Annotated in this window: 10 protein-coding genes; 5 read left to right on the top strand and 5 right to left on the bottom strand. The window is 70.3% G+C overall.

The features are described from left to right. Positions 1-119 precede the first annotated feature (119 nt). Both OG753_RS31465 and OG753_RS31460 read left to right on the top strand, forming a co-directional pair. Positions 120-1,406: a ribonuclease D gene (locus tag OG753_RS31465; protein ID WP_327264972.1), complete on the top strand. Its 1,287-nt coding sequence runs from the start codon at positions 120-122 to the stop codon at positions 1,404-1,406. A gap of 311 nt (positions 1,407-1,717) precedes the next feature. Beyond that, complete coding sequence (locus OG753_RS31460; protein WP_405791028.1) at positions 1,718-2,446, top strand: hypothetical protein; 729 nt, start codon at positions 1,718-1,720, stop codon at positions 2,444-2,446. Between the two features lie 113 nt (positions 2,447-2,559). On the opposite strand, the gene OG753_RS31455 is transcribed toward OG753_RS31460, so the two are convergent. After that, on the bottom strand, positions 2,560-3,726 hold the full coding sequence (locus OG753_RS31455) for an alpha/beta fold hydrolase (protein WP_405791027.1): 1,167 nt from the start codon (positions 3,724-3,726) through the stop codon (positions 2,560-2,562). 316 nt (positions 3,727-4,042) lie between these two features. Here OG753_RS31455 and OG753_RS31450 point away from each other — a divergent pair, with 316 nt between their 5' ends. From OG753_RS31450 to OG753_RS31440, 3 genes are all read left to right on the top strand, one after another. Beyond that, complete coding sequence (locus tag OG753_RS31450; protein WP_327264969.1) at positions 4,043-5,269, top strand: acetyl-CoA C-acyltransferase; 1,227 nt, start codon at positions 4,043-4,045, stop codon at positions 5,267-5,269. After that, positions 5,266-7,395 (top strand): 3-hydroxyacyl-CoA dehydrogenase NAD-binding domain-containing protein, encoded by a 2,130-nt coding sequence (locus OG753_RS31445; RefSeq protein WP_405791026.1) that lies wholly within the window; start codon positions 5,266-5,268, stop codon positions 7,393-7,395. The genes OG753_RS31450 and OG753_RS31445 overlap by 4 nt, the downstream gene beginning before the upstream one ends. Positions 7,396-7,485: 90 nt before the next feature. Continuing rightward, the gene (locus tag OG753_RS31440) at positions 7,486-8,523 is read left to right on the top strand and encodes an LCP family protein (RefSeq protein ID WP_327264967.1); all 1,038 of its coding nucleotides are present in this window, start codon (positions 7,486-7,488) and stop codon (positions 8,521-8,523) included. Between the two features lie 98 nt (positions 8,524-8,621). On the opposite strand, the gene OG753_RS31435 is transcribed toward OG753_RS31440, so the two are convergent. The 4 genes from OG753_RS31435 to OG753_RS31420 all read right to left on the bottom strand — a co-directional run bounded on the left by OG753_RS31435 (position 8,622) and on the right by OG753_RS31420 (position 14,547). Next, the gene (locus OG753_RS31435; protein ID WP_327264966.1) at positions 8,622-10,121 is read right to left on the bottom strand and encodes an amino acid permease; all 1,500 of its coding nucleotides are present in this window, start codon (positions 10,119-10,121) and stop codon (positions 8,622-8,624) included. A 141-nt stretch (positions 10,122-10,262) separates the two neighbouring features. Continuing rightward, entirely contained in the window at positions 10,263-12,179 is a 1,917-nt protein-coding gene (gene dxs / locus OG753_RS31430) for a 1-deoxy-D-xylulose-5-phosphate synthase (protein ID WP_327264965.1), read from the bottom strand. 263 nt (positions 12,180-12,442) lie between these two features. Next, on the bottom strand, positions 12,443-13,732 hold the full coding sequence (locus OG753_RS31425; RefSeq protein WP_405792879.1) for a sugar ABC transporter permease: 1,290 nt from the start codon (positions 13,730-13,732) through the stop codon (positions 12,443-12,445). A 26-nt stretch (positions 13,733-13,758) separates the two neighbouring features. Continuing rightward, positions 13,759-14,547 (bottom strand): ATP-binding cassette domain-containing protein, encoded by a 789-nt coding sequence (locus OG753_RS31420; RefSeq protein ID WP_030386091.1) that lies wholly within the window; start codon positions 14,545-14,547, stop codon positions 13,759-13,761. Positions 14,548-14,635 lie beyond the last annotated feature (88 nt).

The raw sequence follows: 14,635 nt of genomic DNA, 5'->3' as shown, positions 1-14,635 counted from the left end.
CGGGGGAACCTCCCGGAAGACCCCCGGAGTACCCCGGGGAAACTCCCCGCACCGCGCTCGCGCCCGTCGACGGAACGTTCCGGCGACGGGCGCGTCGTATACACGGATACCCTTGACCGGTGACCGACGCCCAAGATCCCGCAGCAGACCTGCGCACCACCACCGGGGGCGGCCCCCCGGACGACGTCGTTGTTCCGCCCGGTGGGCTGCCGACTCCCCTGTTGGAGCCCCGTGAGGGGATTCCTCCGGTGGTCGCCGACGCGGACGCCCTCGCCGAAGTGGTCGCGGCCTTCGCCGCGGGCACCGGCCCCGTCGCCGTCGACGCCGAACGGGCCTCCGGGTACCGCTACGGCCAGCGCGCCTACCTGGTGCAGCTGCGCCGCGAGGGTGCGGGCTCCGCACTGATCGATCCGGTGGGCTGTCCCGACCTGTCCGCACTGGGCGAAGCCCTTTCCGGCACCGAATGGATCCTGCACGCCGCCACCCAGGACCTGCCCTGCCTGCGCGAAATAGGCATGGTGCCCACCTCGCTGTTCGACACCGAGCTGGCCGGCCGCCTCGCCGGCTTCCCGCGGGTCGGACTCGGCGCGATGGTCGAGAGCGTGCTCGGCTTCGCGCTCGAGAAGGGCCACTCCGCCGTCGACTGGTCCACCCGCCCCCTTCCCGAGCCGTGGCTGCGCTACGCCGCCCTGGACGTGGAGCTGCTGGTGGACCTGCGGGACGCGCTGGAGAAGGAGCTGGACCGGCAGGGCAAGCTCGAATGGGCCCACCAGGAGTTCGACGCCATCGCCGCCGCCCCGCCGGCGCCGCCGCGCAAGGACCCGTGGCGCCGTACGTCGGGCATGCACAAGGTGCGCCGCCGCCGGCAGATGGCCGTCGTACGGGAGCTGTGGGAGTCCCGGGACCGGATCGCGCAACGGCGTGACGTGTCCCCGGGCAAGGTGCTGGGCGACGCCGCGATCGTCGAGGCCGCTCTCGCCCTGCCCGCGAACGTACAGACCCTCTCCACCCTGCCCGGCTACGGGCAGCGGATGGGCCGGCGCCAGCTGGACCAGTGGATGGCTGCGGTGGACCGGGCGAAGGCCCTGCCCGAGAGCGAGCTGCCGCAGCCCGGGGCGACCCCGGCCGGTCCGCCGCCCCCGCGCTCCTGGGTGGACAAGGACCCGGCGGCCGCGGCCCGGCTCTCGGCCGCCCGCACCGCCGTCTCGGCGCTGGCCGAGGAACTGAACCTGCCCCAGGAGAACCTCATCACCCCCGACACGGTCCGCCGGCTGTGCTGGGAGCCCCCGCAGCGGCTGACCGCGGACGCGGTCTCGGAGGCCCTGGCGGGTTACGGCGCCCGGCCCTGGCAGGTCGAACTGGTGACCCCGGTGCTCCTCACGGCGCTGGCCGCGACCGCCGCCTGACGCACGCGGCCCGTACGAGAGCCCCCGACCGCTACGGCCGGGGGCTCTCGCCGTCCACCGACAGCCCGCTACGGCCCGGGCCGTACGCTCAGCGGTCCAGTACCCGGTCTTCGCGGCGATGCGGGGCTCGAGGACGGTCGACGGCAAGGAAACGGGTCCCTGTGCACTCAGAAGCCATGCGTATCGGTGCCGTGGCAGCGCTGCTGTTGGCAGGAGGAGCGGGAAGCGCGTCGGCCGCTCCGGCCGAGGATCCGCCCCGGCCGGTGCCGAGCGGTGCGGAGCTGTCGGTCAGGCCTGGGGAGCGGGTCGGTGTGACGACCGAGGCGATGCGGTCCGGGGACGCCTTCAGCGGTGTCCGGGTGACCTCCCCGGCTTTCGCCGCCGACGGCACGTTCCGGATGGACGACCTCCTCCTCAAGGCGGTCGCGACGGTGTCCTGCACCGCCGAACCGGGCTCCTACGAAGTGCGGTTCGGCTCGGCGGCAGACGTGCACCTCGGCGTGGAGATCGACCGCCTGTGGGGCAGCATCCGCGTAGCACCGGCCGATGCGGCGGAGCGGGCGCAGTGCGCGCGGCAGGTGGCCGCCCGGCCGCCGGAGTCCATGGAGGAGCGGTACCCCGCGGGCTCGGGGTGGCCGTCCGGGCCCTGGGACGTGCGCTCCGTGGAGCCCGGCGGGGAGCTCGAAGCCGGGGACGGCCTGGCGATGGGCGACGACGGCATGGTGAAGCTGACGTCCCCCGGGTTCACGCGGCCGTTCTTGATGCACGGCGCCAAGCTGGTCTCCGCCACGGTCCGCATCCGGTGCGACGCCGAGCCCGGCCTCTACGTCGTGCACTGGAACGAGAAGGGCAAGCCCGCCCGGGAATGGGCCCGCTACCGGGTGACCCCGGCTGTGGGCGGCCACTGCCAGGACCCGGTGGGCGCGCCCCGGGCGGGCGCGGCCCGGCGGGCGGCACCCTGGCTGCTCGGCGCGGCCGCGGTCCTGGCCGCGGCGGGAGCCGTCGGCCGCGTCGTCCGCCGCCGCATGCGTCGGGCCTGAACGCCTCCGCGCGTCGCCGGGGACCGGGTTGCCGACCGGTTCCGCCGTCACGGGGCGGCCCCCGCTCACGGACCGCGAGCGGGGCCGCCCCGGGCCGCACGCCCAGGCCGTGGCTAGACGGTGTCCGCGTAGGCGCCGTCCTCGTCCACGTAGTAGCTGCCCTTCTCCAGGTCGTCGACCTTCCCGTGCCCCAGCCACTGCTTGGACAGCCGGTGCAGGACCTTGGACTGGCGCTCCCAGACAATGGAGTGACCGGCGCAGGACACCCGGAACATCAGCTTGCGCACGCCCGGGACGGCGTCGTAGAAGGCGGGGACCGAGAAGGTGGGCGAGTTCGCCGTCGCGTCGTGCTCGCCGTAGACGATCATCACCGGAACCTTGTCACCGAGTACGCCGCCGATCGGGACGGTGTCCTGGTTCCAGCCCCACCAGTAGGAATTGCGGAACCGGAGCACGCCCTCGGGCGTTCCGGCCGTCGGGCCGCCCCAGGTCTTCCCGACGGGGTCGAGGGCCATGAGCTCCTTCCACACCGCCTCCACCATCCCCGCCGCCCGCTGCTTCGGGGACCTCACCTCCTTGTCCCAGGCGCTCTCCAGGCCCGTCCTGCTCGACAGGTTCATCGGGAAGCCGAACAGGGAGGCCGGGGTGGACACCGGGAAGGACGGGACGGGTGCGCCGAAGCTCTTCGGCGGGGAGCTGGCCCGGCCCGTGGGCGGGTAGATCGGGGCGAGCAGGAGCAGGCTCTCGACCTTCTCCGGGTGCTGGATCGCGTACGGCCCGAAGACGAAGGCGGCGGCGGACTGCCCGACGAGCGCCACCTTGGTGACGCCCTTCTTCGCCTTGATGTACTCGACGACCGTGTCGACCTCGCCCCACTCGCTCGCGGAGTTGCCGAGCTCGTGCGGGTAGGGCGGGGTGCAGGTGTACGTCAGCGGGTTGGGGTTCAGGATCTCCTGGTGCTGCGGGTTGGCGTTGCACGCCTTGTCCATCTCCGGACGCGGCGACAGCCCGGAGCCGGTGAGCTCCATGAGGAACACGTCGAACCCGGCCTTGGCCAGGGCGCGCGCCCAGCTGTACTTGCCGCCGTCGTGCTGGAGGTCGAAGGCCACGACCGAGGGAACGCTGCGCCCGTGCAGCATCAGGACGACCTTGCGCTGCGCGTTGGGGCCCCCCGGGGTGCCGTCGTACTCCCGCACGTACAGGTGGACGTTCTGGCCCGCGTTGGCCGGGACCGTCGAGACGTGCGGGACCTGGTGGTTCGTGGGCGTGGTGGTGGCCATGGCTCGCATCCTCCGTCGACTCGGCCGGAGGGGGACGCTCCGGCCCGGTCAGGATCGGGACTGCCCGGGGGCGGCGCCACCATCACGGCCGGGGGCCGGGCGCACGTGACCTGAACGGGTTGGCCGGACGGGTCCGATCGGTCGGGGCGCGGGGCCGTGGAAGCGCGGGCCGAGTGTGACCTTCGCCGCTCCTCCGGGAGGGGGTGTGCACATTGGTTACCCGCAAGTAGCATGGTCGGGTGAGCGGGCGCTCAGCAACGTACGCCGAACGCCCCCGCGCGCAGCAGTGCCACCCCGCACCTGGAGGAGAGCCAACGTGCCTCGTACCGTCAGGGACGTCGTCTTCGTCGACGGCGTCCGCACCCCGTTCGGCAAGGCGGGCCCGAAGGGCATCTACCACGAGACCCGCGCCGACGACCTCGTCGTGAAGGCGATCCGGGAGCTGCTGCGCCGCAACCCGGACCTGGACCCCAAGAAGATCGACGAGGTCGCCATCGCCGCGACCACGCAGATCGGTGACCAGGGCCTCACGCTGGGCCGCACGGCCGGCATCCTCGCGGGCCTCCCGCAGTCCGTACCGGGCTACTCCATCGACCGCATGTGCGCCGGCGCGCTGACCGCCGTGACCGCCGTCGCGGGCGGTGTGGCCTTCGGTGCCTACGACGTCGCCCTCGCCGGCGGTGTCGAGCACATGGGCCGTCACCCCATGGGCGAGGGCGTGGACCCGAACCCGCGCTTCGTCTCCGAGAAGCTGGTCGACGAGTCCGCCCTGTTCATGGGCATGACCGCCGAGAACCTGCACGACCGGTACCCGACGATCACCAAGCTCCGCGCCGACGAGTACGCCGTGCGCTCGCAGGAGAAGGCCGCCAAGGCGTACGCCGACGGCAAGATCCAGCAGGACCTGGTCCCGATCTCGGTGCGCAACACCAACGAGGCGGCCGGTGAGACGGGCTGGGGCCTGGTCACCACCGACGAGCCGATGCGCCCGGGCACCACGCTGGAGAACCTGGCCGGCCTGAAGACCCCGTTCCGTGTGCACGGCAACGTGACCGCGGGCAACGCCGCCGGTCTCAACGACGGTGCCACCGCCGCGATCATCGCGTCCGAGGACTTCGCCCGCGAGAACAACCTCCCGGTCAAGATGCGCCTGGTCTCGTACTCCTTCGCGGGTGTCGAGCCCGAGGTCATGGGCTACGGCCCGATCCCGGCCACCGAGAAGGCCCTGGCCCAGGCCGGCCTGACGATCGAGGACATCGGCCTCTTCGAGGTCAACGAGGCCTTCGCGGTCCAGGTCCTCGCGTTCCTGGAGCACTACGGCATCGCCGACGACGACGCCCGCGTCAACCAGTACGGCGGCGCCATCGCCTTCGGTCACCCGCTGGCCTCGTCCGGCGTGCGCCTGATGACGCAGCTGGCCCGTCAGTTCGAGGAGCAGCCGCACGTCCGCTACGGCCTGACCACCATGTGCGTCGGCTTCGGCATGGGCGCCACGGTCATCTGGGAGAACCCGAACTTCAACGCCGAGGGAGACTCCAAGTGAGCACCACCGCTGAGCTCCTGAAGGGCGCGGCCGAGCTGTTCCCGGACGAGGTCGTCACGTCCGCGCACGTCCGCCACCTGGACCTGCCGTTCGGCGCCGGGCGCTTCGCGCTCATCACGCTGGACAACGGCTTCGACCACACCAAGCCGACCACCTTCGGCCCGCAGTCCCTCGCCAACCTGAACGCGGCGATCGACCAGGTCGAGCAGGAGGCCCTCGCGGGCTCCATCGTCGGCGCCGGCATCACCGGCAAGCCGTTCATCTTCGCAGTCGGCGCCGACCTCAAGGGCGTCGAGCTCCTGAAGAAGCACGACGAGGCGCTCGCCATCGGCAAGGGCGGCCACGACGTCTTCAAGCGCCTCTCGGCGCTGGCGGTCCCGACCTTCGCGTACTACAACGGCGCGGCCATGGGCGGCGGCGTCGAGGTCGGTCTGCACTGCAGCTACCGCACCGTCTCGAAGGCCATCCCGGCCTTCTCGCTGCCCGAGGTCTTCCTCGGCCTGGTCCCCGGCTGGGGCGGCTGCGCCATCCTGCCGAACCTGATCGGCGCCGAGCGCGCGGTCTCGGTCATCATCGAGAACTCGCTCAACCAGAACAAGCAGCTGCGCGGCAAGCAGGTCTTCGACCTGGGCATCGCGGACGCGCTGTTCGAGGGCGCGGACTTCCTGGAGCAGTCGCTCCTGTGGACCGCGAACGTCCTGAACGGCACCACCGAGGTCGTCCGCGACGAGATCGACCGCGGCGAGGCCTGGGACGCGGCCGTCGCCAAGGGCCGCTTCATCGCGGACTCCAAGGTGCACGGTGCCGCTCCGGCCGCCTACCGCGCGCTGGACATCATCGCCGCGGCCAAGTCGGGCGACCTCCAGGCCGGCTTCGACGCCGAGGACACGGCCCTGGCCGACCTCATCATGGGCGGCGAGCTGCGCTCGGGCATCTACGCCTTCAACCTGGTCCAGAAGCGCGCCAAGCGCCCGGCCGGTGCCCCGGACAAGTCCCTGGCCCGTCCGGTCACCAAGGTCGGCGTCGTCGGCGCGGGTCTGATGGCCTCGCAGCTGGCGCTGCTCTTCCTGCGCCGCCTGGAGGTGCCGGTGGTCCTCACCGACATCGACCAGGAGCGCGTGGACAAGGGTGTGGGCTACGTCCACGCCGAGATCCAGAAGCTGCTCGGCAAGGGCCGCATCAACCAGGACAAGGCCAACCGCCTGACCGGCCTGGTCTCCGGTGTGCTCGACAAGGCCGAGGGCTTCGCGGACGCGGACTTCATCATCGAGGCCGTGTTCGAGGAGATGTCCGTCAAGCAGAAGGTGTTCGCGGAGGTCGAGGCGGTCGCCCCGGCGCACGCGATCCTCGCCACCAACACCTCCTCGCTGTCGGTGTCGGAGATGGCTTCCAAGCTTCAGCACCCGGAGCGCGTGGTCGGCTTCCACTTCTTCAACCCGGTCGCGATCCTCCCGCTGCTGGAGATCGTCCGCGGCGAGCAGACCGACGACGCCTCGCTGGCCACGGCCTTCGGTGTCGCGCGGAAGCTGAAGAAGACCGCGGTCCTCACCAAGGACGCCCCGGCGTTCGTCGTGAACCGCATCCTGACCCGCTTTATGGGCGAGATCCAGAACGTCATCGACGAGGGCACCCCGGTCGCCACGGCGGAGAAGGCCATCGAGCCGCTCGGCCTGCCGATGTCCCCGCTGGTGCTCCTGGAGCTCGTGGGACCGGCGATCGGTCTGCACGTCTCCGAGACCCTGAACCGCTCCTTCCCGGAGCGCTTCACCGTCTCCCCGAACCTGGCTGCGGTCGTCAAGGCCGGCAAGCGCGGTTTCTACGTCTACGATTCCGGCAAGCCGGAGCTGGACCCCGAGGTCGCCGCCCTCCTGGTGCAGGGCGACGTCGTCCTGACCGAGGAGCAGGTCCGCGACCGCGTCCTGGACGCGGTGGCGCAGGAGATCGGCCTGATGCTGGAGGAGGGTGTCGTGGCCGAGGCCCAGGACATCGACCTCTGCCTCATCACGGGCGCCGGCTGGCCCTTCCACCTGGGCGGCGTGACGCCGTACCTGGACCGTGAAGGTGTCTCGGAGCGCGTGAACGGCAAGAAGTTCCTCGCCCCGGGCCTGGCGAGCGTCCCGGTCTAGTCCGGGTCGCAGACGGCTGCGAAACGGTCGGCCCGCCCCCTTCGGGGGGCGGGCTTCGGCCATTCGAATACCTGTCTAAGATTCACCCGTATGACGGACAAGCACGCGCGGCCCGGGCGCCGCCGCCGCATTCTGCGGATCACCCTCCTGCTGGTCGCCGTGCTGATCCTGGGCACGGCCGGGGCCGGCTGGTGGACGTACAGCCACCTCAACTCCAATATCGACAGCGTCGACCTGGACCGGGCGATCGGCGACAACAGGCCCGCGAAGGTCGTCGCGAACGCGCAGAACATCCTGGTGCTCGGCTCCGACTCGCGCGCCGGGGCCAATGCCGATCTCGACCACGGCGACGTCAGCGGCGCCCGCTCGGACACCGCGATGCTGGTGCACATACCCGAGGGCCGGTCCAAGGCGACCGCGGTGAGCATCCCCCGCGACACCCTGATCACCCGGCCCGAGTGCAAGGACGCGAACGGCAAGACCGTGCCGTCCGCCAAGCGGGTCATGTTCAACTCCGTCTACTCGCTGGCCGGTCCGGCCTGTGTGGTCAACACGGTCGAGCAGCTGTCCGGCGTACGCGTGGACCACTTCGTCGAGGTGGACTTCGCCGGCTTCAAGGGCCTGGTGGACGCGTTGGGCGGGGTCACCGTCACCCTGGACAAGCCGATGAGCGGCGCCAAGGGCGGCCTCAAGCTGGACGCGGGCACGCACCGGCTGAACGGCACCGACTCGCTCAAGTTCGTCCGTACCCGCTACGGCTACGGCGACGGCAGCGACCTCGGCCGCATCGGCCTGCAGCAGCAGTTCATGCTGGCGATGCTGTCCGAGATCAAGAAGCAGGACGCCCTCGGCAACCCGGCGCGGCTCTACAAGCTCGCGGACGCCGGCACCAAGTCGCTGACCACCGACTCCGACCTCGCCTCGCTCACCGCGCTGTCCGACTTCGCGCAGAGCATGAAGGGCGTGAATCCGGAGACGATGGAGACCATCATGCTGCCGGTCGCCTACGACAAGGTCGACCCGAACCGCGTGATCGTGGCCGAACCGCAGGCGACCCAGCTGTGGGAGGCCCTGCGCAACGACCAGAAGGTCCCGGCCTCGGCGAAGGACTCCCCCGCCAAGGGCTGAGGCTCCGGCCGCCGCACCGCGCTCATGACGCAGCGGGCCCGTACGGGATTCCCTCCCGTACGGGCCCGCTGCGTCATGAGCGCGGTGCGGGCCGGCGGTCAGAACTCCGCTTCCTGGCCGACCTTGTGCAGGCGGCTGTTGCGGTAGCCGTAGGCGAAGTAGACGACGATGCCGATGGCCATCCAGATGCCGAAGCGCAGCCAGGTCTCGGCCGGCAGGTTGAGCATCAGCCAGAACGAGGCCGCGATCGACAGGATCGGGACGAACGGCACCCACGGGGTGCGGAAGGACCGGTGCAGGTCGGGTCGGGACTTGCGGAGGATGATCACGCCGAGGGCGACCACCACGAAGGCGAACAGGGTGCCGATGTTCACCAGTTCAGCGAGGCTCTCCAGGCTGGTGAAGCCGGCGACGACCGCGATGATCCCGCCGAGCAGCATGGTCGCCCGGTAGGGGGTGCGGTACTTCGGGTGCGTCACGGAGAAGACGCGCGGCAGCAGTCCGTCGCGGCTCATCGCGAAGAACACGCGGGTCTGGCCGAGCAGCAGAATCATGCACACGGTGATCAGACCGACGGACGCACCGAGGCTGATGGCGCCCGAGAAGAACGGCTGGTTCACCGATTTGAAGGCTTCGGCGAGCGGCGCGGTCGGGGACATCTCCGAGTACTTCTGCATGCCCGTGACCACCAGGGTCACGGCGACGTAGAGCACGGTGCAGATCAGCAGCGAGCCGAGGATGCCGCGCGGCATGTCCCGCTGGGGGTTCTTGGTCTCCTCTGCCGCCGTCGCCACCACGTCGAAGCCGATGAAGGCGAAGAAGATGAGCGAGGCCGCCGTGAAGATGCCCATGACGCCGAAGTTCGTGGGCTCGTAGCCGAAGAGCAACTGGACCAGTGGCGCGTGCCAGCCGCTGACGCCCTCGGCCTGTGGCACGGCCGGCGGGATGAACGGCGAGTAGTTGTCGGCCTTGATGAAGAACAGGCCCGCGACGATGACCAGCAGCACGACCGTGACCTTGATGGCGACGACGACCGCGGTGATCCGGGCCGAGAGCTTCGTCCCGACGACCAGGATCCACGTCAGCACCAGGACCAGCAGGAACGCCAGAAGGTCGAAGTGCCCGCCGGCATCGGGGCCGGACAGGGAGGTCGGCAGGGTCCAGCCGAGGTTGGTGTCCATGAGGTGGCGCACGTACCCGGACCAGCCGACCGCGACGACGGCGGTGCCGAGTGCGAACTCCAGCACCAGGTCCCAGCCGATGATCCAGGCGGGCAGCTCTCCGATCGAGGCGTACGAGAACGTGTACGCCGACCCGGCCACCGGGACGGTGGACGCGAATTCGGCGTAGCAGAGCGCCGCGAGGGCGCAGACGATGCCCGCGGCCACGAAGGCGAGGGCGGTGGCGGGACCGGCATTGTTGCGGGCGGCGATGCCCGTCAGGACGAAAATGCCGGTGCCGATGATGACGCCCACACCGAAGACCGTGAGGTCCCAGGCGGAGAGCGACTTTCGGAGGGCGTGTTCCGGCTCCTCCGTGTCGCGGATGGATTGCTCCACCGTCTTGGTGCGGAATGGGCTGTTCAGATCCTTGCTCACCGACGCCTCCGAGAGGTGACGACGCACGAACGGGCCGGGCGCACGAACGGGCCGGGAGGCCCACTCCTCAAGAGTGATCTCCCGGCCCGTGACGTGCAACCGCGCGTCGATCTACGAACGGCGCAAGCGGTGGTTTCCGGACTAGTCGACGGTGGCGGCCGGCTCGCTGTCGTAACGGCCGTCCAGCTTCGCCACGAGGCCGGTGACCTGCCGGGCGATGTCCGGCGCGGTCAGGCCGATCTCCGCCATGATCTCCTTGCGGAGGGCGTGGTCGAGGAAGCGCTGCGGAATGCCGAAGTCGCGCAGCGGTACGTCGACACCCGCGTCCCGCAGGGCCTGCGAGACGGCGGCGCCCACACCGCCGGTACGGCCGTTGTCCTCGACGGTGACGACCACGCGGTGACGGTCCGCGAGCGGGGCCAGGGCCTCGTCCACGGGCTTGACCCAGCGGGGGTCGACGACGGTCGTGGAGATGCCCTGCTTGTCCAGCAGATCGGCGATTTCCAGGCACATCGGGGCGAGTGCGCCGACCGAGACGAGCAGTACGTCCGGACGGGTGACCTCGGCGCCCGGGGCGCGCAGGACGTCCATGCCGCCGATCCGGCCGACGGCCGGAACGGCCGGGCCGACGACGCCCTTGGAGTAGCGCACGACGGTCGGGGCGTCCTTGACCTCGACGGCCTCGCGGAGCTGGGCGCGCAACTGCTCGGCGTCGCGCGGGGCGGCCAGCCGCAGGCCGGGCACGACCTGGAGGATGGACATGTCCCACATGCCGTTGTGGGAGGCGCCGTCGTCACCGGTGACACCGGCGCGGTCCAGGACGAAGGTGACCCCGCACTTGTGCAGGGCGACATCCATCAGGACCTGGTCGAAGGCGCGGTTGAGGAAGGTCGCGTACACCGCGAAGACCGGGTGGACCCCGCCGGTGGCCAGGCCCGCCGCCGAGGTGGCGCCGTGCTGCTCGGCGATGCCCACGTCGTAGATCCGGTTCGGGAAGGCCTCGGCGAACTTGTTGAGGCCGACCGGGTGGAGCATGGCGGCGGTGATGCCGACGATGTCCTCGCGCTCGTGGCCGAGCTTGACCATCTCGTCCGCGAAGACGGAGGTCCAGCTGGCCGCGGCGGTCTTCACCGGCAGGCCGGTGTCGGGGTGGATCACGCCGACCGCGTGGAAGCGGTCCGCCTCGTGCTCCAGGGCCGGGGTGTAGCCGCGGCCCTTCTGGGTGAGGCAGTGCACGATGACCGGGCCGCTGAAACGCTTGGCGCGCTGCAGGGCGGACTCCAGGGCCTCGATGTCGTGGCCGTCGATGGGCCCGATGTACTTGAGGCCGAGGTCCTCGAACATGCCCTGCGGGGCGATGAAGTCCTTGAGGCCCTTCTTGGCGCCGTGCAAAGTCTCGAAGAGCGGCTTCCCGACGACCGGGGTGCGCTCCAGGATCTCCTTGCCGCGGGCCAGGAACCGCTCGTAGCCGTCCGTGGTGCGCAGGGTCGCCAGGTGGTTCGCGAGGCCGCCGATGGTGGGCCCGTAGGAGCGCTCGTTGTCGTTGACGACGATGACCAGCGGGCGGTCCTTGGCGGCGGCGATGTTGTTCAGCGCCTCCCAGGCCATGCCGCCGGTCAGCGCGCCGTCGCCGATGACGGCGGCGACGTGGTGGTCCTCGCGGCCCAGCACCTCATTGGCCTTGGCCAGGCCGTCGGCCCAGCCGAGCACGGTGGAGGCGTGGGAGTTCTCGATCACGTCGTGGTCGGACTCGGCGCGCGAGGGGTAGCCGGAGAGGCCGTTCTTGGTGCGCAGGCCGGCGAAGTCCTGGCGGCCCGTGAGCAGCTTGTGGACGTAGGCCTGGTGGCCGGTGTCGAAGAGGACCTTGTCCTTCGGCGAGTCGAAGACCCGGTGCAGGGCGATCGTCAGTTCGACCACCCCGAGGTTGGGGCCGAGGTGCCCGCCGGTCTTGGAGACGGCGTCGACGAGGAAGGACCTGATCTCGGCCGCGAGCTGGTCGAGCTCCTCCTGGCTGAGCCGGTCCAGATCGCGCGGTCCCTTGATGCGGGTCAGCAGCACCCGTGCCTCCTTGCAGTTGCTTGCTGGTCTGTCGAGTCTAATGTTCCGTTCCCGGGCACGGTCATCGGGCCGTCCCTGGGGCGTCACACCTTTGTCATACATGTACGCATGATCGCGCGGCCACACATCACATACGGATGTATACCCGCACATGAGTACCCCGTACGTGCACGCACGGATGCCCGGCGCCACGAGAAGTGGCGCCGGGCACTGTGACCGGTCTTACCGCCGGATGCCGCTCCGGCGGGCGGTCGGACGTGCGATCAGGCGCGGCCGGCCGTCTTCTGGGTCTTGCGGGTCACCGAGTCGATCACCACGGTCGCCAGCAGCACCGCGCCGGTGATCATGTACTGGATCGGCGTGGCGATGCCCTCCAGGGCCAGACCGTACTGGATCGAGACGATGACCATGACGCCGAGGAGGGCGTTCCAGGTCCGGCCCCGGCCACCGAAGAGGCTGGTGCCGCCGATGACGGCCGCCGCGATCACGTTCATCAGCAGGTCGCCGGCTCCGGCGCTCTGGTTGGCCGCCGCGATCTTGGAGGCCCAGAACAGGCCGCCGATGGCGGCGAAGGTGCTGGAGATCGCGAAGACCGTGATCCGGATCCGGGTGACGTTGATGCCCGCACGGCGGGAGGCCTCGACGCTGCCACCCAGTGCGAAAACGTTTCGCCCGAACGTCGTACGGCGCAGCAGGAAGTCCGTGACGACCAGGGCCAGCAGGAAGAGCACCACCGCGAGCGGCAGGCCCTTGTACTGGTTGAACAGCACGGCGGGACCGAAGGTGCACAGGGCGAGCAGGCCGGTGCGCAGCAGGATCTCGGCGAGCGGCCGGGAGGGCATCCCGGCGGCCTCGCGGCGCCTCGCGTCGAGGAAGGCCGCGAGGAAGTAGCCGGCCACCGCGAGCGCGGCCAGCCCGTAGGCGACGGCCACCTCCGAGAAGAAGTACGTGGTCAGCTGGCCGACCACGCCGTCGGAGTCGATGTTGATCGTGCCGTTGCTGCCGAGGATCTGCAGCATCGCGCCGAGCCAGAAGAGCAGGCCCGACAGGGTGACGGCGAAGGCCGGGGCGCCGATCTTGGCGAAGAAGAAGCCGTGGATGGAGCCGATCAGGGCGCCTCCCACGATGGCCGCGAGGATGGCCAGCCATTCGTTCACGCCGTTGGTGACGGCGAGGACGGCGACGATGGCGCCCGAGACACCGCTCACCGAGCCGACCGAGAGGTCGATCTCACCGAGCAGCAGCACGAAGATGATGCCGATGGCGATCATGCCGGTGCCGGTCATCGTGATCGCGATGTTGGTGAGGTTCTCCGGGGAGAGGAAGTTCGAGTTCAGCCCCTGGAAGATCGACCAGATGACGATCAGGCCGATGACGACCGGGAGGGAACCGAGGTCGCCCGCCTTCATCTTGCGCTTGAACTCGCCCACGTATCCGGCGAGGCCCTCTTCGCGGACGAGCAGGCGGGGGTCCACGGCCGGGATCGCGTCGTGCGCGGCCGCGGGGTTGACCGGGTCGATGTGCTCCGGCTGGTCCACGGGGCCCTTGTCCAGTGGACCGGTGGCAGGGTTCTGGGTGCTCACTTGCCGGCCTCCGAGGTGCGGGCCGCCCGGCGGGTCACGGCGTTGTCCGTGGCACCGGTGATGGCGGAGATGATCTCTTCCTGCGAGGTGTCGGCGACGTTGAAGACACCGTTGTTGCGGCCCAGCCGCAGAACCGCCACCTTGTCGGCGACGGCCTTCACATCGGCCATGTTGTGGCTGATGAGGATGACGGCGTGGCCGCGCTCGCGCAGCCGCTCGACCAGGTCGAGGACCTGGGCGGTCTGCTCGACACCGAGGGCGGCGGTGGGCTCGTCGAGGATGACGAGCTTGGGCTCGCCCAGCATGGAACGGGCGATCGCCACGGTCTGGCGCTGACCGCCGGAGAGCGAGGCGATCGGGATGCGGACACTGGGGATCCGGATGGACAGGGTGGTCAGGAGCTCGCGGGCGCGGCGCTCCATCTCCACCTCGTCGAGGATGCCGAAGCTCTTGAGCTCACGGCCGAGGAAGAGGTTGCCGACAACGTCGATGTTGTCGCACAGCGCCAGGTCCTGGTAGACCGTCGCGATGCCCAGGTTCTGGGCGTCGTGGGGCTTGCCGATGGAGACCGGGCGCCCTTCCCACTCGATGACACCTTCATCGATGGGGTGCACGCCGGCGATCGTCTTGACCAGCGTGGACTTTCCGGCACCGTTGTCGCCGACGAGGGCGACCACTTCACCGGAGTGGATCTCGAGTTCTACGTCGGTGAGGGCCTGAACGGCGCCGAACCGCTTCGAGACCCCTCGCAACGCCAGCACGGGCGCAGCGGACACATGAACCATCTCCTTCGCCGCCTGACCGGCGGGGATGTCGTGCAAAAAGAGCAGGAGCGGGGCGAATGGGGGAACGTTTCTGCCCGGCGCCCCGCCC

The organism is Streptomyces sp. NBC_00029 (assembly GCF_045160505.1).
Taxonomy (GTDB): Bacteria; Actinomycetota; Actinomycetes; order Streptomycetales; family Streptomycetaceae; genus Streptomyces.
This window is presented reverse-complemented; position numbering and strand designations above follow the sequence as displayed.